This is a genomic window from Aminobacter sp. SR38 (assembly GCF_014843375.1).
GTDB lineage: Bacteria > Pseudomonadota > Alphaproteobacteria > Rhizobiales > Rhizobiaceae > Aminobacter > Aminobacter ciceronei.
Map to the genome: position 1 here is coordinate 1,288,942 of NZ_CP062112.1, position 20,078 is coordinate 1,309,019.

At 65.8% G+C, this 20,078-nt stretch carries 22 protein-coding genes; 3 read left to right on the forward strand and 19 right to left on the reverse strand.

Annotated features, from left to right (window positions below):
- Positions 1 to 99: 99 nt before the first annotated feature.
- From IG197_RS06370 to IG197_RS06380, 3 genes are all read right to left on the reverse strand, one after another.
- Complete coding sequence (locus tag IG197_RS06370; protein WP_192317745.1) at positions 100 to 243, reverse strand: hypothetical protein; 144 nt, start codon at positions 241 to 243, stop codon at positions 100 to 102.
- A 357-nt stretch (positions 244 to 600) separates the two neighbouring features.
- Entirely contained in the window at positions 601 to 1,389 is a 789-nt protein-coding gene (locus tag IG197_RS06375) for an anti-sigma factor (RefSeq protein ID WP_182574393.1), read from the reverse strand.
- Positions 1,386 to 1,904, reverse strand: coding sequence for a sigma-70 family RNA polymerase sigma factor (locus IG197_RS06380; protein ID WP_192317747.1), 519 nt, complete (start codon positions 1,902 to 1,904; stop codon positions 1,386 to 1,388). The genes IG197_RS06375 and IG197_RS06380 overlap by 4 nt, the downstream gene beginning before the upstream one ends.
- A gap of 247 nt (positions 1,905 to 2,151) precedes the next feature.
- Here IG197_RS06380 and IG197_RS06385 point away from each other — a divergent pair, with 247 nt between their 5' ends.
- Positions 2,152 to 3,393 (forward strand): MFS transporter, encoded by a 1,242-nt coding sequence (locus tag IG197_RS06385; RefSeq protein ID WP_371746513.1) that lies wholly within the window; start codon positions 2,152 to 2,154, stop codon positions 3,391 to 3,393.
- A 54-nt stretch (positions 3,394 to 3,447) separates the two neighbouring features.
- Here the strand turns inward: IG197_RS06385 and IG197_RS06390 are convergent, their stop codons facing one another.
- The 14 genes from IG197_RS06390 to IG197_RS06455 all read right to left on the reverse strand — a co-directional run bounded on the left by IG197_RS06390 (position 3,448) and on the right by IG197_RS06455 (position 16,488).
- On the reverse strand, positions 3,448 to 3,873 hold the full coding sequence (locus tag IG197_RS06390) for a type II toxin-antitoxin system VapC family toxin (protein WP_192317750.1): 426 nt from the start codon (positions 3,871 to 3,873) through the stop codon (positions 3,448 to 3,450).
- The gene (locus tag IG197_RS06395; protein WP_154385048.1) at positions 3,870 to 4,115 is read right to left on the reverse strand and encodes a type II toxin-antitoxin system VapB family antitoxin; all 246 of its coding nucleotides are present in this window, start codon (positions 4,113 to 4,115) and stop codon (positions 3,870 to 3,872) included. The genes IG197_RS06390 and IG197_RS06395 overlap by 4 nt, the downstream gene beginning before the upstream one ends.
- 74 nt (positions 4,116 to 4,189) lie before the next feature.
- Complete coding sequence (locus tag IG197_RS06400; RefSeq protein WP_192317752.1) at positions 4,190 to 4,690, reverse strand: hypothetical protein; 501 nt, start codon at positions 4,688 to 4,690, stop codon at positions 4,190 to 4,192.
- A 183-nt stretch (positions 4,691 to 4,873) separates the two neighbouring features.
- Complete coding sequence (locus tag IG197_RS06405; protein WP_154385046.1) at positions 4,874 to 5,509, reverse strand: outer membrane protein; 636 nt, start codon at positions 5,507 to 5,509, stop codon at positions 4,874 to 4,876.
- 358 nt (positions 5,510 to 5,867) lie between these two features.
- Positions 5,868 to 8,606 carry a DUF2339 domain-containing protein gene (locus IG197_RS06410; protein WP_192317754.1) on the reverse strand — a complete coding sequence of 913 codons (2,739 nt, stop codon included), beginning with the start codon at positions 8,604 to 8,606 and terminating at the stop codon, positions 5,868 to 5,870.
- A 26-nt stretch (positions 8,607 to 8,632) separates the two neighbouring features.
- A complete protein-coding gene (locus IG197_RS06415; RefSeq protein WP_067964183.1) occupies positions 8,633 to 9,151 on the reverse strand; it encodes a PaaI family thioesterase in 519 nt (172 codons plus the stop codon).
- On the reverse strand, positions 9,148 to 9,924 hold the full coding sequence (gene recO, locus IG197_RS06420; RefSeq protein ID WP_192317756.1) for a DNA repair protein RecO: 777 nt from the start codon (positions 9,922 to 9,924) through the stop codon (positions 9,148 to 9,150). The genes IG197_RS06415 and recO overlap by 4 nt, the downstream gene beginning before the upstream one ends.
- Before the next feature lie 81 nt (positions 9,925 to 10,005).
- Positions 10,006 to 11,187, reverse strand: coding sequence for an MFS transporter (locus IG197_RS06425; RefSeq protein ID WP_192317758.1), 1,182 nt, complete (start codon positions 11,185 to 11,187; stop codon positions 10,006 to 10,008).
- Between the two features lie 165 nt (positions 11,188 to 11,352).
- A complete protein-coding gene (locus IG197_RS06430) occupies positions 11,353 to 11,685 on the reverse strand; it encodes an SH3 domain-containing protein (protein ID WP_192317760.1) in 333 nt (110 codons plus the stop codon).
- Positions 11,686 to 11,807: 122 nt separating this feature from the next.
- The gene (locus tag IG197_RS06435) at positions 11,808 to 13,160 is read right to left on the reverse strand and encodes a PepSY domain-containing protein (RefSeq protein ID WP_192317763.1); all 1,353 of its coding nucleotides are present in this window, start codon (positions 13,158 to 13,160) and stop codon (positions 11,808 to 11,810) included.
- A 52-nt stretch (positions 13,161 to 13,212) separates the two neighbouring features.
- Entirely contained in the window at positions 13,213 to 13,605 is a 393-nt protein-coding gene (locus IG197_RS06440; RefSeq protein ID WP_192317766.1) for a DUF2946 family protein, read from the reverse strand.
- 109 nt (positions 13,606 to 13,714) lie between these two features.
- Positions 13,715 to 15,034, reverse strand: a complete 1,320-nt coding sequence (locus IG197_RS06445) for an MFS transporter (protein WP_192317768.1) — start codon at positions 15,032 to 15,034, stop codon at positions 13,715 to 13,717.
- Between the two features lie 67 nt (positions 15,035 to 15,101).
- Positions 15,102 to 15,383: a metal-sensing transcriptional repressor gene (locus IG197_RS06450; RefSeq protein WP_067964193.1), complete on the reverse strand. Its 282-nt coding sequence runs from the start codon at positions 15,381 to 15,383 to the stop codon at positions 15,102 to 15,104.
- A 196-nt stretch (positions 15,384 to 15,579) separates the two neighbouring features.
- Complete coding sequence (locus tag IG197_RS06455) at positions 15,580 to 16,488, reverse strand: SDR family oxidoreductase (protein WP_192317770.1); 909 nt, start codon at positions 16,486 to 16,488, stop codon at positions 15,580 to 15,582.
- Between the two features lie 90 nt (positions 16,489 to 16,578).
- On the opposite strand from IG197_RS06455, the gene IG197_RS06460 reads away from it, so the two are divergent.
- Both IG197_RS06460 and IG197_RS06465 read left to right on the forward strand, forming a co-directional pair.
- Positions 16,579 to 17,151 (forward strand): TetR/AcrR family transcriptional regulator, encoded by a 573-nt coding sequence (locus IG197_RS06460; protein ID WP_192317772.1) that lies wholly within the window; start codon positions 16,579 to 16,581, stop codon positions 17,149 to 17,151.
- Positions 17,152 to 17,306: 155 nt separating this feature from the next.
- On the forward strand, positions 17,307 to 18,812 hold the full coding sequence (locus tag IG197_RS06465; RefSeq protein WP_192317774.1) for an amidohydrolase family protein: 1,506 nt from the start codon (positions 17,307 to 17,309) through the stop codon (positions 18,810 to 18,812).
- Between the two features lie 78 nt (positions 18,813 to 18,890).
- On the opposite strand, the gene IG197_RS06470 is transcribed toward IG197_RS06465, so the two are convergent.
- Positions 18,891 to 19,121: a DUF4287 domain-containing protein gene (locus tag IG197_RS06470; protein WP_154385033.1), complete on the reverse strand. Its 231-nt coding sequence runs from the start codon at positions 19,119 to 19,121 to the stop codon at positions 18,891 to 18,893.
- 28 nt (positions 19,122 to 19,149) lie between these two features.
- Positions 19,150 to 20,064 (reverse strand): DMT family transporter, encoded by a 915-nt coding sequence (locus IG197_RS06475; protein ID WP_192317776.1) that lies wholly within the window; start codon positions 20,062 to 20,064, stop codon positions 19,150 to 19,152.
- Positions 20,065 to 20,078: the final 14 nt, after the last annotated feature.

Sequence of the window (20,078 nt, forward strand, 5' to 3'; positions counted from 1 at the left end):
CGGGCCTTATTGTGACATGGGCGGCGGCCGGTCGGGCATATGAATCTCATGGGGAGAATGGCGAAATCAGGTGGTGCCGGCACCCCCTGTTTCCCGACCTCACCGGTTGGTGATCGCCGTGTCGTGGTGGATGGATGAAGCCGTTGCCATCTCTCCCGGCTTGAACCTGATGGCGTGTGGCCACTCGACTGTCACGGCATGGCAGCTGGTGATCGCCATGTTGCGCATGTGGATGATCTGCAAAGCCGTTGCCGTCTCTCCCGGCTTCTCCTGATGGCATGTGGCCGTTCGACGGTCACGGCCTGGATCCTAGGGTCTACGCAGTTCGCTGCGCTCCCTGCTTCGCCCTAGGATGACGAAGGCGTAGACGTTGTCGGCCAATCTCCGACGCTTGGCTCAAGGCTTCCGCCAACAGGAAACGTTGGCGATTGGCGGAGCGCTCCCGCACCTTCGTCATCCTAGGGCGGAGCAGGAGCGCAGCTCCGTCGCGGAGACCCTGGGATCCATGCCGTGACCTCCCAACGACCGCAAGCCGTCAGGATCGAGCCACTACGATCAAGAGAAACACGCACTCCGAAAGCACGACCAACCGCGCCACCCTCAAGTCCGCGCCGCCCCGGCGATCAGCTGCTTGTAGGCGTTCCTGGCGACCGTTCCCATCTGCTCGGGCGGCAGCGTGCCGACGATGGCGCAGCCATAACCTTCGTCCTGCCAGTAGACGGCCTCGGGGCCGCCACTCGCCAGGGTGAAGGTGCCCTTGCTCCGCTCGGTGCCTTCGGCCACGACATAGACCGAGATGCGGTTGCCGTCGGCGTCGGCATAAAGCATCAGCGCTGCGGTGGCGCCATCCGCCGGCACCAGGCGCCCGCCAAGCAGCGTGAAGCCGTCCTTGCTGAGATCGGGCGCCACCAGGGTGAGGCCGGTGCGCTTGGAGAGCCAGCCGGTCAGATAGGCCTGGTCGCTGCCGTCGACCTCGACCGGCCGGTTCTTGTCTGAAGCAAAGGTCTGGTGGGCGGCGATTGCCAGCTGCGCCATGCGGTCGTCGGAATCGCCGCCCATGCCAAGGCCGCTCATGCCGGCAAGATAGCCGCCGAGACCGCCTGCGATCAGCAATGAAGCTGCCGCCACCATGCGCCACCACGGCGTCGCCTGCTTGCGCCTCGGCCCCTCGCCATTGACCGCCGTTACCAGCCGTGCCGGCACCGGCTCCTCGAGCACGCCGGCAAACAGGTTGCGCAAGGCGGCGTTGTCGGCGGCATAACGCAGGCTCCTCGCCTTCATGTCGGGATTGGCTTCCAGCCAGATCTGATAGGCGGCGCGCTCGTCTTCGGGCAGCTCGCCATCGAGAGCCAGATGAATGTCACGGTCGGTGAAGCTGCGCGCGCTCATTTCTCGACGATCCTTATCGCCCGCCGGCGTGCCTGGTCGTCAAGCAGCCCGCGCAATTCCTCGCGGCCACGCGCGATGCGCGACATCAGCGTGCCGGCCGGCACGCCGAGCATGGTTGCGGCCTCGGCATAAGAAAAACCTTCGATCGCCACCATTACCAGTGCCGCGCGCCGGTCGGGGCTGATCTGCTGCAACGCGTCGACGATCTCGCGCGAGGCGACGCTCTCGGCCTGGATCGCCGGCGTTGCCAGCGCCTCGCTTGCCTCGAGCGGCAGGATCGCCGCTTCGCCGCGGCGGCTGACCTTGCGCATCTGGTCGATGAAGAGATGGTGCATGATGGTAAACAGCCACCTCCTGGGGCTTTCTCCTGTTCGCCAATTGTCCATGCGCGAAAGCGCGCGCTCGAGACTGTCCTGGACAAGATCGTCGGCGGAATCACGGTCGCGCAGCAGCGCCCTGGCATAGCGGCGCAGGCGGGGGATTTCCTGAAGTATCGCTGCCTTCTTGTCGTCCATGAGCCGGGATCGCAAGCCGTCCTCTTCCACGCCGATTGAACGCGCCCAATTGAACGCGGCTTGTCTGCGCTGCGCAAGCGCCTGGCCATGGCTTTCGCCACCCCGGCCACCCAAGCGCACAACTAACGATTGGCAGCTGCACTCTATTCCCGACACATCAGAATTCTTGAACCATTTCCCTAGTTCAATTGATTTTGAACATCGCGCCGGATCGGGTAAAAACATTCCACTCACGGGAGATTTGACGATGACGGCAGCGGCGGTGAACACCAGGTCGGGGTCGAAAATACCCTGGCTCATCATCATTTGTGGCTGCCTGATCGCAGCGCTGACCTTTGGCCCGCGCTCGGCGATGGGCTTCTTCCAGCTGCCGATGCTTGCCGAAAAGGGCTGGGACCGCACCACCTTCGGCCTCGCCATGGCGATCCAGAACCTGTGCTGGGGCCTCGGCCAGCCGATCTTCGGCGCCATCGCCGACCGTTTCGGCAGCTGGCGCGTGCTGACGCTGGGTGCCGTGCTTTATGCGCTCGGCCTCTATCTGATGGCTCATGCCGACAGCGCCGGCATGCTGCATCTTGGCGGCGGCGTGCTCGTCGGCCTCGGTGTTGCCGCCGGCTCGTTCAGCATCGTGCTGGCCGCCTTCGCCCGCAACACCAACCCGCAGAACCGTTCGATCGTGTTCGGCATCGGCACCGCCGCCGGTTCCGCCGGCATGTTCATCTTCGCCCCGATCAGCCAGGGCCTGATCGACGCCTATGGCTGGTCCGACACGCTGGTCTACATGTCGCTCGCCATGCTGGTGATCCCGGTGCTGGCGATCCCGCTTGTCGGCAATTCGCGCTCCGGCAACGTCTCGCAGGCCGAGGTCGAGCAGACGCTCGGTCAGGCGCTGTCGGAGGCCTTCGGCCACAGAAGCTACCTTCTGCTGGTCTCCGGCTTCTTCGTCTGCGGTTTCCAGGTCGCCTTCATCACCGCCCATTTCCCGGCCTATATCAGGGACATCGGCATCGACGCGCGTTATGCCGTGATAGCACTTGCGCTGATCGGCTTCTTCAACGTCATCGGCTCGCTCGCCTCCGGCGTCATCGGCCAGAAATACTCCAAGCCGCATTTCCTCGCCTGGATCTATCTCGCCCGCTCGGCGCTGGTGACCGCCTTCCTGCTGCTGCCGCAGACGCCGACATCAGTCGTCGTCTTCGCCATCATCATGGGCCTGTTGTGGCTGTCGACGGTGCCGCCGACAAACGGCCTTGTCGCCATCATGTTCGGCACCCGCCATCTCGGCATGCTCGGCGGCATCGTCTTCTTCTCGCACCAGATCGGCTCGTTCCTCGGCGTCTGGCTCGGCGGCTATCTCTACGACCATTTCGGGTCCTACAACCCGGTCTGGTGGCTCGGTGTGATCCTTGGCCTCTTTGCCGCCGCCGTGCACTGGCCGATCAAGGAACGCCCGGTCGCCCGGCCGGCGGTGCTGGCCCCGGCGGAGTGATCTGCCTGCCGGCCTGGCGACCCGCGTCAGGCCAACTTGGCTAGGCAAGATCGGTCAGGCCAGATCGGTCCTGGAAAAGTCGTTGCCCTTGTAGAGCAGTCCGGCACCGAGCGAGATGGCGCAGGCATAGGCAAAACAGTCGCCGAAATTGAGGTCGGCCGGATGGCCTACCGCCTTGCCGTAGCGCATGCCGGCATCGATGGCGAGCGAACCGACATCGCTTGAGATCGCCATGTCCAGCGCCCCGATCTCGACAATGAAGTCATCGACCAGTTCACGCGCCCGCTCGACGAGGTCGGGCGTCGGCTTCCGTCCCGTAGGCTCGGCGGCAGCGCGAGCCAAGGCCATCACCGCCTCGAAGCGAACAAGTGGCGAAACATGAAAGGCGCTGGGCAGGTCGCCCAGCCGCTTGACCAGCTCTTCCCAGCCGGCTTCCTGGTTCAGTATGGCGACGATGACCGACGCATCGACGAACATCATTCGCCGTCCCACATCTCGTCGCTGAATTTCTTCATGTCGAAATCGCTGTTGGGCAGGCCGATGCCGGCAGCCCTGGCCTGCAATTTGGCCAACCGGTCGCGCAGCGGCACCTTGGCGCGGTTGCGCGCAAGTTCATGCAGAAGTGCTGTGCGCACCGCCTCAGTCTTGCTTACGGCACCCGAGACCGCCTGCAGCTCGGCAGCCAGGGCATCGACTTCATTGTCTCTGATGTAGAGCGGCATCTGAATATTCCTTTAAGATATTCAGATATCCCATTTTGCATATTCATTCAAGGTCACCACGCGACTGCCGGCCCTTATCGACAGTAGAAGCGCCGGCCGCCCTCGCCGATGAAGGTGTTGCTGCGGCGGTCGTAGCCGTAGCGCCGGTGGCAGGGGCCGCTCCACTGGTCGCGCTGGCGATCCCGGGAATTCTGCTCGGCCACCGATCCGGCGACGATCGCGCCGACGGCGAGGCCGAGGATGCCGAGGCCGATGGCGGCTTCGGTGTCCTTGTCGCGCTTGTGGCGGTCGCGGCGATCCTGCCTGTCGCGCCAGCGCTCGCATTGGCGGCGCTCGTAGCGGTCACGCGGCCAGTCGCAGTCGATGTCGTCATCGTCGTCCCAATAGCCGCCACCGACCAGCAGCACCGGCGCGTTGCCGGTGTAGCTGCCGCCGGCCTGTGCCGGCAGGCTTGTGGGCAGGCTGCCGCCGGCCTGCGCCGGCAGGCTTGTGGGCAGGCTGCCGCCGGCCTGCGCCGGCAAGCTTGTGAGCAGGCTGGCGGCAATCGCGCAAGCCAGGATCCGTGACACGGACATGAGACATCCTTTCCGGGCCTAGCCCGGTCATCGAAAACAGGCCGATTGGGAGCTGGGCCTGTCTTCGATGTGATGGGTCAGCGTTGTCGGCGCGGCTCGCGTCCCCCTGGAGGACCGGGACGCTGGCCAGCGCCTTGACGGGCAATCTCCTCCCGGGCGACGTGAGCGCCCGGAAAGTGCTGATCAGAAGCCGTAGTTCAGGCCGAGCTTGACGCTGTGGCTGGCGAGGTCTTCGCTGCGTTTTCCGCCGCCCTTGACCACCGCGTTGACGTCGCCATAGTTGACATAGTTGTACTCGACACGCGCCCTGAGGCCGCCGTCGAAGGCCTGTTCGATACCGCCGCCGACGAGGTAGCCGCCTTCCCATTTGTCGTCTGATATGACGTTGCCCTTGCCCTTGAACTTGGCCATCGAGTAGCCGGCCGTGCCGTACACCAGCGTGCGGTCGAGGGCGACGCCGGCGCGGACCTTGGCCGCACCGTTCCAGGTGCGCTGCAATTCGGCGCCGCCGCCGAGATTGTATTTCGAACCCTTGGAGTAGCTGCCTTCGAGCTCGGCGCCATAGACCATCGAGCCGGACTGGAAGTTGGTGCCGACCTGGCCGCCGAGCTGCCAGCCGCTCTTGTCGGCAAACGGGTTCGGGAAGCCCGAGGAGGCCGAGCCGAGATGGACGCCGGCATAAGTGCCCGACCAGTCATAGGCCTGGTTGGAAAAGTCCTGCGGCGCCTCATAGTTCTGGGCGATATCAGCGGCCATTGCAGGCATGGCGAAAGGCGCGAGGCCCGCGAATACGACGAAAAACAGATTTCGCGTGGACATGATAGATCTTGCTCCGACATTTGCGTGGGGCTGCGAAGCAAAGCCTCGCAGCCCGTTGACGGGGCCTCGACGCAGCGGCAACGGGGGGAGATCCCGCCGGCCAAGTCCCGTGCACCATATCATTGGTTGCGAGCGTAACCTCGGCCTTCTGCATTGCAGCAACATTGCATCGAATATAATAAAATCAACTATTTAGCGGTAACCTTTCGGTAATCTTCATTAAGCCTTTCTTAGGCTGACACGCGCGGACAGGCGGCGGCCCGGGATCAACCGAACCGCAGCTGAAGGCAACGCGTCGTGAAGATTGGCTCGCTGGAAGTGAGGCCGGCGCTGACACGCCGACCTCATCCAGCACATGTCAGCGCGCTGCCCGCGTCAGCAGGCGCTGGTAGAACAGGCCGATGCCGATCAACACGCCGCCCAGGCCGATGAAGGACAGCGCCCGCAGCACGCCCTCCAACTCGGACATGTCGAACAAAAAGACCTTGGCCACCGCGATCGAGATCAGCGCTGCCGAGGCGATGCGCAGGACCTGCGACTTCAGCGTCACCCCGGCGACAAGCAGACCGACGCCCATGACCAGCCACAGCGCCGAATAGCTGTAGGTCTCGACCTGGCCGAGCCCGGCCCACATGCCGATATGCTCGCCCTGGAACAGGCGCCGGACCGACAGCGTGGCATAGGCAAAGACCAGCAGGGCTGCGACCAGCGCCAGCATCGCCGAATACCAGTGCGGCCGCTTGTTGCGGGCATAGAGCGCGAGGCCGGCGGCGGCCGCCGCCGGCAGCAGATAGGCGAGGAACAGAAGGTTGAAGAAGACGATGGTGCCGGTGTTTTCGTTGGTGAACAGCGGATTGAGCACCAGGAAGTGCTGGCCAACGATCGACAGCACCGACACGACGCCGATGCCGAGCGAGCCGTAGCGCAGCACCGGGCTCGGCGAGCGCATGTCGAGCGCCACCAGCATCGCGCCACCGCCAAGCGCGATCAGCGTGTAGATCGCCTGTTCGGCCAGCGTCGGCACGTCGGAGGTGATGACGCCGCCATTCATCGCGTGACGCACCAGCATCGCCAGCGTCAAAAGCGCAAACAATGCCGCCACCGCCTCCATCACCAGCCGCGGCCGGCCATTGGTTGTGCGCGCCAGCTGCCAGGCGGCAAAACCGAAGGCTGCCGCCGGGATGCCATAGCCCGGCAGGATCCAGTTGAACACAGGCGTCGTGCCCAGCACGTCGGCGCCGACGATGGTCGGGTCGAAGGCGATGCGCGCCAGCACTGCAACGGCCGCAGCCACGCTCAGCCAGCCGAGCACCGGATAGGAGCGCTGCCTGGTCGCCAGCGCCGGCAGTGCGGCGGCAGCGCCCAGCAGCGCCGTCGTCCAGCCCGAGCCGAAACCCATATGCAGGGCGAGCAGCAGCGCCACCCCTGCCCCGCCAAGGGCGAAGGACACGGCATGCCCGCCGGCCAGCGGCGGCTGCTCGCTGCGGGCGATCCATTCGCCGCCGGCAACGAAGGCGGCAACCATGGCAACAGCCAGAAGCGCGCGCAGGAGATCGCGGTCGGGATTGCCATAAGCGAGCCAGAGCGAGAACAGCACCGCCAGCGGCACGGCAACGCCCCAACCGGCCCAGGACGCCGCACGCCAAGGAGCTGCTACGACCTCGCGCCGTGCGTTCCACAGGCCGGCCGCTGCAAAGACCAGCCCGAGCAGCCAGCCGATCGGCGTCAGCGACGAGCCGGCGACCTCGATCGGCAGCCCCTCGACGGTCAGCGCGCCGATCGGCAGGTCGAGGTCGAAGGTGCCGCCCAGCGCGTTGCGCAGATAGACCAGCACCGAGGCGATGCCTGCGGCAAACAGCAAGGACAAAGCTTGCGGGCGATACAGCGCCACCGCCAGCATGCCGACCAGAAGGATGGTGCCGCGCAGCGGTCCGCCAAGCGAGGCATAGGTCGGGTGGATGAACAGCACGACGGCGGTCACGGCGACGAAAAAGGCCGGCACCATGGACGGCCAGTCGAGCGCCGATGGCTCCTCGTCGCGGCCGAGCCACACAAACGCAAGCGCGCCAAGCGTCACCGCACTGATGAACAGCACGACGGCGAAGCTCGCCAGCGGGGCGTCGGCAAGATAGAGCAGCGTCCACAGGCCGGTGCCGATGAAGGCAGCGCCCATCAAAAGCGACCAGCGGCGGATGCGGGCAACGGCTGATGTCGCCACCAGGACGATGGCGAGATAGCCGAACAGCGCCCAGTAGCTCGGCGCCGTAGACGCCACCAGCACCGGCGTCACCATCGAGCCGAGAAGGCCGAGCCCGGCCAGCGCCTGGCCGTGGGCAAGGGCCGCGGCAATCGTCGCGACGCCGACGATGCCCAGAAGAACGAAGGCCGGGCCGGCACCGATGAAGCCGTAAATGCCATGCGCGGCATAGATGGCGCCGAACAGGGTGAAGGCGCCCGCCGCCGTCAGGATCGCAGGGATATAGGCATTGGAGCCATTCTGGATCGGCACGCGGTAGCCGGTGCGGCGGATGAATTCGCCGCCGCCGACAAGCACCAGTCCGAGCAGTGCTGCCATGCTCAAGCGCAGGCCGGGACCGAAGATGCCGGATTCGATGGAAACCTTGATCAGGAACACGGCGCCGAAGGCCAGCGCCAGGCCGCCGACCCACACCGCCCAGCGGGTGCCGAGCGTTGTTTCAATGTCGGGCGCAGCACGCGCGGCTGCCTGTGCCGGCGCGGCGCGAGCGGCCGCCCACGGCCCGGAAGCTGCCGCATCCGCCTCGACATTCGCCGCCACGGGAAGCTCTTCGGCAGGGGCTGTCTCCGGTATCGTTTCCGGCGCCGCTGCGGTGGGCTGTTCAGCCGCCGCCGGCGCCTCGGGCACCTCGCTCACCGTCTCGGCCGCGACCTCCGCCGAACTGACCTCCACCGGCTTGACCTCCGCCGGCTTGGCGACAGGCGCCGGTGCGGCGCCCGACAGCACCAGCGAGCGCAGCGCGCCCAACTCGCGCTCGAGCAGGCCGAGCCGACTCTGCTGCTTCGAAATGATGATGAACAGCGCCACGATGGCGATGACGCCCAACAGGCTCTCAAGCATGGCCGTTCCCCCTCAGATTGGCCGGCTTACCGCGCCGCCAGATTGGCGACCGGAAAGATCGAACATGTTTCGGTGCCGAAGGCGAGCAGCTTGCCGTCCTTGTCCTTCAGCGTCGCTTCCGACACGGCAAGCGTGCGGCCCTTGTGGATCACCCTGCCCTCGCAGACCACTTCACCGGTTTTCGGCGTGATCGGCCGGGTCAGGTTCACCTTGAACTCGACAGTCGTGTAGGCCTCGCCCTTGTCCAGCGTGCTGTGCACGGCGCAGCCCAGCGCCGAATCGAGCAAGGTCGCGGCCCAGCCGCCATGCACCGTGCCGAGCGGGTTGAGATGGCGGTCGCCGGGCAGGCCACGAAACACCGCGCGGCCCGTTTCGACCTCGGTCAGGCCGAAATTCATCGCAGCCGCGATCGGCGGCGCGGGGTAGAGCCCGTCGACGACGCGCTGCAAAAGCTCGGTGCCGGAATGGAGATGCACGTCCTCATGCGGGATCGTGCCCAGGCCAAGCGGAGACACCAGGCCGGGGAACAGTTCGACTTCGCTCATGCGGCAGTGTCTCCATGGGAAATCGCGCCTGGCGAGATGGCTCGGGCGGCGTGGAATTTCCGCAGCGCCGTCAGAAGCCCGCCGCGCGCATCCGGCGGCTCGATGCCGCGCGGCTCGTAGACATGGCGGGCAAAGAAGAAGCTCGACAGCCGGAAGGCATCCTCGATGGCCTTGAGGTCGGCGCCCTGCCGCGCCCCGCGCTGCAGGAAATGTGGCAGCGGCAGCAGCTTGTCGCGCCATGGCTCGCCGGCGGCGCGCGACACGGCGCGGCCCGACTTTGGCGAGACATAGGTCAGCTCCTCGAGCGCGCCGGTGGCGGCGCATTCGGTGAGATCGAGGCCGAAGCCGAGTTCATCGAGCACCAGCAGCTCGAAGCGCACGACGAGTTCGCCGACGGCGTCGGCATCGTTCAGATGTTCGATCAGGATCGCCAGCGTCTCGTAGAGGCCGGCATGCGGGTCGCGCTCGGGCAGCAGCCGGAGATGGGCGGCGAGTGTCTGCAGCGCATAGACGGCAACCGCGCTGTCGATCAGCCTGGCTGCGTTGAGCTCGATCGGCTCGGCCTGGAAGGTGCCGAGATGTTCGTCGAGGCGGGCGCGCCAGATCAGCTCGACGCGGTTGCCGGCCTGCAGCACCGGCTGCTGCTTGCGCGAGCGGCCGCCGCGCACCAGGCCGAGATGCCGGCCATGGGCGCGCGTCATCACCTCCAGCACGGCGGAGGTTTCGCCATGCCTGCGGGTGCCGAGGATGATTCCTTCGTCGCGCCACTCCATGGCCGGACCATCAGCCGGTTGGGCGACGAAATCAAGAACTATGGCTGGCCAAGACGGTTGGCCGGAACCAGGCCCGGCGGCTCAGCGCTCGGGCAGCGGCGGGATCAGTGCCAGCAGCAGCAACGCGCCCAACACCAGTGCCGCTGCGGCGAGCGCCAGCGGCAACAGGCCAAGCGTGATGAAGGGCGCGACGACTGCCGTGCCGGCCGCCGTCGTGCCGAGGATGGCGACAACCACGAGGGCTGCGCCGCGGGCATCGTCACCATGCGCGGCAACCACCGCGCGGTGGAAGCCGGGCGGACCACGGAAGCCGAGGCCGAAGTTGAACGGCACGAACAGTGCGGTCACCACCAGCGTGCTCGCCCCGCCGATCAGCGCATAGGCGAGCATCGCCACGCCGCCGAGGGCTGAAAGTGCAGTGCCGAACCAGATCATCCGTTCGGCGCCGAAACGCGCCGTCAGCCTGCCGGTGGCATTGGCGGCAACGATGAAGGTGGCGATGCCGGTCAGCTGCATGGCGATGAAATCGCTGAGCCCTGCGCCAAGGGCCGCGACGAACACCGTCGGTGCGGCAAAGACGATGACCAGCAGCGCGCCGAGCGTGAAGGCGTGGCTCACCGCATAACGCAGGAAGGTGGCGTTGCGCAGCAGATGGGCATAGCCGCCGCTGCGGCGGCCGCTGACGACAGCGGGCAGGTGCCGCCCGAGCGTGGCGACGGCCGCGGCAAGCAGCAGCGCGAGTGCGGCGATGACCTCGAACGAGGCATTCCAGCCGCCGACCGACAACAGCCAGACACCGGCTACCGGCGCCAAGGCAGGGGTCAGCGATTCGATGCTTCCGAGCAGGCCGAGCTTGCCTATGGCGCGCTCGTCGCCATAGAGCGCGCGGATCATGCCCGGTGCGAACACCGCCGCGGCCGATCCCGCCGCCCCTTGCAGGAAGCGCAGGCCGATCAGCATGTCGAGCGAGGTGCTGAAGCCGGCCAGCGCCGAGACCAGGCCATAGGCGACAAGCGAGCCGACCAGCAAGCGGCGCTGGTCATAACGCGCGCCGAGCGTGCCGAAGGCCAGCAGGCCAACTGCAGCGCCGGTGACGAAGGCCGCCAGCACGAATTGCGCCTGGGCATAGGTGCCGCCCAGCACCTCGGGCAAGCCAGGCACGGCCGGCAGCACGAGGTCGGTGCCGGCGATGCCGAGCACGGTGCTTGTCACGATGAGCGCAAAGGCGATGCCTGCATGGCCGCCATGCTTGCCGGTTGTCATTGTCTTGCCTGTTCTTGTCTTGGCCCAGCCTTGACCTTGGACCGATCCCGGTCTTGGGCCAGTCCTGGATCGAGGGCTTTTTCGGGACGGCGTCAGTGCCCCAGGACAGGCCACGGGTCAAGCAAAGCCGGTTGGTCCAGCTTGCTGGCGAAAGCCGTTCGAGCCTTACGGGCAGTCGCTGTCGCGGACGAAACGCGCCTTGACCCAGCCCTTGGTGGTGCGGTCGCCATTGTAATGGGTGACCGGGCACCAGCGGCTCGCCCAAGGGGCGCTCGCCGGCCGGCAGGCGGCGTCGAGATGGATGATGCCGTGCGTCTCAGGCGGCAGCACGTCGACGATGCGGGCATTGGCCGAGGGCCGCGCCCGCATGTTGAGCGCATCATTGCCAGCGACATTGACCACCACAAGGCAGCCCGGCCCCGAGGTCGCCATCACAGGCGTGGCGATGGTGAGCGTCAGCAGTGCTGCCAGAAATGCTCCCCGAAATGCTCTCCGCATATTGGTCCTCGCTTGCTCCCGGCCGATGACGCCGGCGCGTGAGCTTAGCCCGACGACTGAGCAGCGCCAAGGCGGCCGCCGCCGATCAAGCGGCGGCCGCCCCCCCTGCCAGGCAAAGCATGTTAGGCGAAGCGTGGTCGCATCACCCGCGTTCCGGCCCAGTCGAGCACGAGCATCACCAAAAGCGAGATGCCGACGAGCGGAAAGGCGATGCCGCCCAAGGCAAGGATGGCGATCAGACCGCGGAACACCTTTGGGTCGTCGGGCAGCGGCGGCACGCCGAGCGAGCCGGACGGACGGCGCTTCCACCACATCACCCCGGCAGACACCGCAAGCAGCACGATGCCGAGGCAGGCGGCCAGCAGCACGAGCTGGGTGACCAGCCCGAACTCCTGGCCCATATGCACCGAGATACCCCACTCCATCCATTTGCCGCCGAGGCCGTAATCGGCAAAACCCATATCGATCAGCGGCTCGCCGCTATACTGGTCGAGATGGACCACCCTCTGCTGGCTGGCAGCATCCGGATAGACCGAGCCGGTGTAGACGCCGGCCGGCTTGCCTGGGATCGCCACCGTATAGCCGCGATGCAGCCCCAGCCTGTCGAAGGTCTCGACAGCCTTGTTCAGCCCGATCGGCGTGCCCGCGGCAGCAGACGATTCCGGCAGCCTGGCCTGCTCCAGCGACCACGACGTCTTGGCGACATGGTCGAGATGTTCGCCCGACATCGGCACGTCGACGCGCACGCCCGAGGGGTAGCCAAAGTTGCTGCCATTGGCCCATTCATTGACCTTTTCGCCCCAGACGCCCGACCAGGGCATGCCTGTTATCGCCAGGAAGACGATGAAGACGCCTGCGAACAGGCCGGTCACCGCATGCAGGTCGCGCCAGAACATGCGGTTCCTGGGCTTGCCGCGCACCGAAACGACGCCGCCCTTCTTGCCGCGCGGCCACCAGAGATAGATGCCGGTGCCGACAAGCAGGATCGACCAGCCGCCGGCAAGTTCGATCACCATGCGCGCGCCGTCGCCGAAATATTTCAGGCTGTGCAGGTAGCGGATGGTCCACATGATGGTGCCGCGATCGGGCAAGGCGCCCAGCACCGACCCGTCATAAGGGTTCACATAGACGGCGAGCTTGCCGAAATCGGCTGATGCGACAGTGATTTCGGCCGAACTCCCAGGCGTTGCCGGGTCGAGATATTTCACCGCCGTGCCGGGATAGTTGGCAAGGGCTGCGTCGACCATGACCTCGGGCGTGACCTTGGTCTGCGCGACGGTCACGCGCTTGAGGTCGGAGTAGACTGATGTGTCGATCTCGTCCTTGAACAGATAGAGCGCGCCAGTGACGGCGAGCGTGATCATGAAGGGCAGCACCATCAGCCCGGCATAGAAGTGCCAGCGCCAGACGGCGCGGTAAAGGTTGGACGCGGAGCGCGCGACGGCGTTCTCCCGTCCGAGGGTCATATCGGACATTGTTGTCTCCATAGCGTGGAAGCACGGGCCTATCGGCCCGCAGGGTTCGACGTCAGACGGAGACAGACGGAGGCGCCCTCGCCTCGGCGATCAGGCCGCGTTGGCCCTGGGGCGCAGGCTGCCCAGGTTCGGCAACGACAGTGCCGGAGGCTTCGGGCCGTTCGAGAATGAAGGCAAGCTGCTCGCCAGGCAGTCCGGGCGACACGCCGACAGCCAGCTGGCACAGCGTGCCGCAGGGACAGTCGGCCGGGCTGCGGGCGGGCCTGGTGTCGCCGCCGGCCGGACCCATGCCGTCCATGGTGCAGATGACGCCGAGCGGGTCGGCGGCGGAGGCGGCCATGGCGCCGGAAGCAGCGCCCGAAAGCAGCGCCTGGAACAGCAGCATGAAGGCGATCATGCCGGCGATGACGCCAGCCGACAGCCTGTCCCGCAAGATGAGCCGCATCCCCTTCATGTCAGCGCCATGCCACAGTGCCGCCGCAAAGTCACTGCGGCACGAGCGCTTGACGCGACAGCCGTGTCAGATCTGCAATGTCACGTCGGCCGTGGCCTTGTCAGCCATGGCGCGGCCATTGCTGGTGCAGCGTATCGATGACGAAGCCATGGGCATGGCGGTGGCCATGACGATGTCCGCCCTCGGTCCAATGCGGGTCGTCATCGGCGAGGCCGTGATGGTGATGGTCGACGATTTCGGGGTCCGACGACGGCCACAGCGCCAGCGCAGTGGCGACCGCAGCAGCCGTGATGCCGGCCATGATGACGAAGGTCATGGGCAGGCCGACCGAGACGCCGAGCCAGCCGGCCAGCGGATAGGTGATGAGCCAGCAGGCATGCGACAGCGCGAACTGCGCGGCAAACAGCGCCGGCCTGTCCTCGGCGTGCGACGAGCGCCGGAGCAGCCGGCCCGCCGGCGTCTGCGCCATCGAATAGCCGAGGCCGAGCAGGAACCACAGCGGCAAGAGCGCGGCAAAACCCTGCACCAGCGTGCCGCAAACGAGCCCGACAGCCAAAAGGGAAATGCCCGCCAGCATGATCGAGCGGTCCGGCACCTTGTCGAGAATCCTGGGCAGCATCAGTGCCGCCGTCATCGAGCCGGCGCCATAGGCGGCGAGCGCCAGTGCGGTCGCCTTCTGCGTCAGGCCATACTCGCCCTGCACGATGACGACGGTGTTGACGATCACCATCGCGCCCGACGCCGCCACCGCCATGCTCACCGCCAGCAGGCCCTGCAGCCGCGGCGTCGCCAGATAGATCTTCAGGCCCCTGGTGGTGCGCTCATAGATGCCGCGCGGCACAGACGGTTTCGGGCTCGGCAGCGTCACCGAGACGACAAGTGCGGCGGAGGCGAGGAAACCGATGACCGTGCCGGCGAACAGCTCGTGGAAGCTGACCACCGTCAGCAGTGCCGCCGCCAGTATGGGGCTGACAAGGCTCTCCAGATCATAGGCAAGCCGGGTCAGGGACAGCGCGCGCGTATAGTCCTTCTCCTCGGGCAACACGTCGGGGATGGTCGCCTGGAATGCCGGGGTGAAGCCGGCGGAGGCCGACTGCAGCACGAAGATCAGCACATAGACCTGCCAGACCTCGGTGACGAAAGGCAGAAGCAGCACCACCGCCGCGCGCACGAGATCGAGGCAGACTAGCATCGAACGCCTGGGCAGCCGCTCGGCGAAGGCTGCGGCAACGGGTGCGACGAGGACGAAGGCGATCATCTTGATCGCCAGCGCGGTGCCGAGAACGACACCCGCATCGGGTCCGGCCAGCTCATAGGCCAAAAGCCCGAGCGCCACGGTGGCGAGGCCGGTGCCGATCAGCGCGATCAGCTGTGCGGCAAAGAGATGCCGGTAGGTTCGGTTGGACAGGATCTGAAGCATGGTCGGGCTCTGGCGGTATCAGGCACTCTGGGACAGCACGGCGACCGGCGCATAGCCGGCGGCCTGCTCAGAGGTACTTGGTGATTTCCTTGAAGTCGTCGATCGACTGGCGCTGCGCGCGCGGCAGGCTTCCGACCGCGTCCTCCAGGCAATGGTCGAGATGATCCTGGATCAAAGTGCGCTTGGCCTGGCCGACGGCTTTTTCCACGGCATGAAGCTGCTGGGCGATGTCGAGGCACGGCCGGCCCGCCTCGATCATGGCGATGATGCCGCGCAGATGGCCCTCGGCCCGCTTCAGCCGCTTGATGGTGTCGGGATGGGAGGTGTGGGGATGAGCATGTTCCGTCATGCCTAATTGCTATCCCCCTGGAGGGGATATGGTCAAGGCCGGCCCCGTGCGAAAATTCCTGGCCTACCCGCTCACCAGCCGCGGAAGCGTGGCCCTCCAACAGGCGAGGCGATGAAAAACGCCGCCGGCCGATCTCCGCCATGCCATCGGCATCTCGGGGACTGGCGCAGACCCGGCTGCAGACGCGTCGTCGCGTTCAGCGATAGCCCGTCGTATCGGCCGGCTTGCCGGCATCCTGCACCTCGACGACATAGGGCCAGGCATTCGGACGGGAACCGTCGAGATCGGTGAAACCATAGACCTGCGCCAGGCCGCCGCTGGACAGCGACTGGCCGTTCCAGCGCGCCACATCGGGGTCGGCCGCCAGGGCCGCCACGGCGCGGCCGACGAAGCGCGGCGTCTCGGAAATGGCGAAATGCGGAACATTTTCAAGCGCGTCGCGCCAGTTGGCTTCGGTGACGCCGAAATGCTCGAGCATCATTTCCGAGCGCAGCCAGCCGGGCGTGATCGCCACCGCGGTCGCGCCATGCGGCGCGAGATCCCTGGCATGCGCCCAGGCCATGCGCAGCACCGCCGACTTGCACAGGTCGTAGAAGGGCGACAGGCGGTAGTTCACCGCATTGTATTCGGCCGTGCCGTCGGTGACCTCGACCAAGAGCCCGCCCGGCTTCTCGATCATCAGCGGCAAAGCATGATGGGCGGTGATCAGATGGGTGTCGATGGAGAGCCGCAGCATCCTGAGGCCGTTGTCGAGATTGTGGTCCCACACCGGCTTGTTCCATTCGAACAGCTTTTCGCCACCCCAGATGTCGTTGACCAGTATGTCGAGCCGGCCCTCGTCCTTGCGGATGCGGGCAACGAGATCGCGGACCTCGTCGGAAACGAGATGGTCGACGCGCACAGCGACGCCCTTGCCGCCAAGCGCGTCGATGGCCTCGGCGGTTTCCTCGATCGTCTCCGGCCGCTGGTATTCGGACTGGCGGTCGCGCGTCGTCCGCCCGGTGACGTAGACGGTGGCGCCGGCCGCGCCCAGTTCCATGGCAATGCCCCTGCCCGCGCCGCGGCTGGCGCCGGCAACAAGCGCTACTTTTCCTTGCAGTGTCATCGATCTCTCCCGAGAGTGTTGCTGTCGGAGGCTGGTCATCGGCTTCGAAGCGATATATAAATGAATATTCGTTTATAAATAAAGGTCAAGATGCCCCGCCGCAAAACCCTGTCCGACGAAGAGGTTCTGGTCGCCGCCTCGCGGCTGCTGCATGAGCACGGCCCCGATGCGCTTACCTTCGAAAGCCTGGGGCGCGCCTGCGGCCTGTCGCCGGCAACGCTGGTGCAACGCTTCGGGACCAAGGCCCGGCTCAAGCAGGCAACACTTCTGCACGCCTGGGACGGGCTCGACGCCAAGACAGCGGCACTTGCCGCCGCGACGCCGAAAACGCCTGAGGGTGCGATCGCCCTGCTTGTCGGCCTGTCGGATTATGGCGGCATCGAAACCTATGCCGAAGGTCTTCTGGTGCTGCGCGAGGATCTGCGCGATCCGGTGCTCAGGGCGCGCGGCGCTGCCTGGAAGGCTGCGCTGTCGGCAGCACTCGACGAGCGTTTCGCCAGGGTTGCCGCAGCACCCCAAGGGATCGGCCTGCTCATGGCCTCGCAGTGGCAAGGCTCGCTTTTGTGGTGGGGCTTCGACCCGCAGGGGCGGGTCGAGGATTTTGTCGCCGCCGGTCTGCGCGGCTTCGTTGCGGCGGTGCTGGCCGAGCCGGCGACGACATGAGAGGGCTGGCATGGCAGCCCGCAGCCTGCCGCGAGCCTGTTCGGCCACCTCATAAGCCTCTCCATAGTGCAGGGATACCTGCATTGACGCTAGGTTATTTTAGACTTAAAAAATTTAAGCTCAAAATAATTTGATTGCTGATTGGGAGGAACTTTATGAGCCATTCCGGTTCCACGGATAGCGGAGCACCTGCATCGAAGATCGGCCGTCGCGGCTTTCTGAAGGCAACGCTGGTCATGGGCGCCGCTGCTGCCGCGCCGGTCGGCAGCAGTGCGCAGACCCAGGGCGCTGCAGCCGGAAATCCGGCATTGGGCAACGAGTTCGTCATTCGCGCCGGTCACATCCTGTCCATGGATGGGGACGTCGGAGATTTTGCCAGCGGCGAGGTTCACGTCAAGGATGGCCGGATCGTTGCGGTCGGCGAGAGACTGAGTGTTGCGGGGATCGAGGCGGTCGATGCCACCGACATGATCGTCATGCCTGGCTTCGTCGACACACATTCTCATCTCTGGAATGCCTTCCTGCGCGGTTCGATAAGAGGCGACGATCCGGTCCGGGGTTACTTCCCGACGACCAATAGGGCAGCCTCGCTGTGCACGCCCGACGACGCGGCCGCCTCGGCAAGGTTCGGGCTTCTGGAAGCGCTTCTCTCCGGCACCACCTGCATCAACAACTTCTGCCACAACACCCGTTCGGTCGAGCACGCCAACGCCGAGATACGCGCCTCGATCGATCTCGGAGTCCGCACACGGTACTCCTATGGAACGCCAGGCCGCGGAGAACGCCTCGACACCAACGGCGTCGAAGCCGTGCGCAAGCAGTGGGCCACGGGACACCCGCTCATCACGATCGGCGTCAACCTCCAGACGCCTGCCCCGGACATCCTGAAAAGCGGCGGCGACGACGACAAGTTCGTCGCAGAAGCACGGTTTGCAAAAGAGCTAGGATTGCCGATTTCGCTTCACTACGGCAACACTGCCCACGGGCTTGTCGGCTTCATGGACAAGCATGGCCTGCTCGGCCCGCATCTCCTGTTCATCCATGCGCAAGGCCTGACCGAGGAAGAACGCGAGACACTGGTCGCCAAGAACGTGCAGTTCTCGATGTCGCCTGCGATCGAGATCCCCTACTCGACGGTCAGGAACGGCTACATCCAGTTCGCCGAGCTCGAGCAGTTGGGTGCGAGCCTCAGCCTGTCCGTCGACGCGTCGAGCGCCATGGCCACCGCCGACTTCTTCACCGTCATGCGGGCACTGCAATGGTCCCACAAGCAGCGTGCCGACGTCGACCGGACGCTTGAGCCGAAACGGATCCTTGAAATCGCTACGCTCGGAGGCGCCAGGGCCCTCGGCCTCGATCGGGAGATCGGCTCGCTGACGCCGGGAAAGAAGGCCGACATCATTCTGGTCCGCAAGACCGACCTCAACATCGCGCCGGTGATCGATCCGTATTTCTCCCTGGTCTTCTCGGGAGGCGCGCGCAACGTCGACACCGTCATCGTTGACGGCGTCCTGGTCGTGAAATCTGGCCAGCATGTCCGAGTCGACGGCTCCGACGTGGTGGCGAAGGCCGAACAGGCCGGGCGTGCCATGCACGAAAAGCTCGAGCACATCATCGCCAACACGAAGGAAAGCGTCGAGCAACTGAACAAAAAGGGATAGTGCGGGCCGGGCGCAGGTTTCGCCTGCGCCCGGATGCCTGATCTCGCAGCCAGACGAATGTCCAGCAGACGGCGACAGCTACTTGTCGCCGGGCTTCCTCTTGCCGCTGAGCAGCGCATAGACCGCCATCGAATGGCCGTGGCCGAGGCCGAACTCGGAGCCCAGCCATTCGACGATCTGCCCGGCCTTCACGCCAGCCTTCAGCTTGCCGGCGTCGGAAAATCCCTTGCCGTCGGCGAGTGCGGCCAATTCCTCCGGTCCCTTGCCGGTCTTGGTCTTGATGGTGTCGAGATAGGCCTGGAAGGACATGTCGTTCTCCTCGTTGAAGTTTGGTTGATCAGGCGCGCTTGCGGTTGGCCAGCACGCCGCCGGCGATGATCGCCGCCAGACCTGCGACCGACAGCACAGTCAGCACGTCGTTGAACAGCATGGCCGCCAGCACCACACCGAAGCCGGTGCCCCAATAGCCGAGCTGGCTGAAGAACACCGGCCCGCCGATCTCCTGCAGGCGGAAGTTGAGCAGATAGGACGAGGCTGACGTCGCGACCATGCAACCGATCCAGAACAGGATGTCGCGGTCGAAAAAGACCCAGCTCGACGGCGCCTCGAAGAACGGCGCCACCAGCGCCACCATCAGACTCGAGCTCAACAGGATGCCGCAGGAAAAGGCGAGCGCCGACGAGCCCTTGGGCCAGTACGCCGTGCGGATGATGTTGCCGGCGGCGGCACAGGCCGGAACGATGATGCCGAGCAGCACCCAGACAGTCTGCGAGAAGTCGATCTCGGCCAGTTGCTGCTGCACCAGGGCCGCCATGCCGGCGAGGCCGATCAGGATGCCGGCGAAACGCCGGAGATACATGCGCTCGATGCCGAGGCCGGCGGCAAAGCTCATCGTCAGCAGCGGCGACAGCGAATAGACCGTCGAGGTGTAGGCCGGCCCGACCCGGTCGACGATGTAGTAGCCGAGCACCGTCGGCACGGTGAAGCTGATGATGCCGAGCACCAGATAGAGCAGGATGTGGCTGCGCTGGCGCGGAATGCCCTGCCCGGAGGCGGCGAGCAGCGGCAGCAGCACCATGCCGGCGCCGACATTGGCGACCAGCGCCAGCTGGAATGGCTGCATGCCGGCATTCAGCGCCGCCTTGGAGATCATGATGCGGGTGGCGAAGACCAGGCCGCACAAGGCCAGCAGGATCAGCGGCGAGCGTGCGGCATAGGACACCGGCAAACGAAGAACTTCCTGTTGCGTCATGGTCAGCCCCGAGA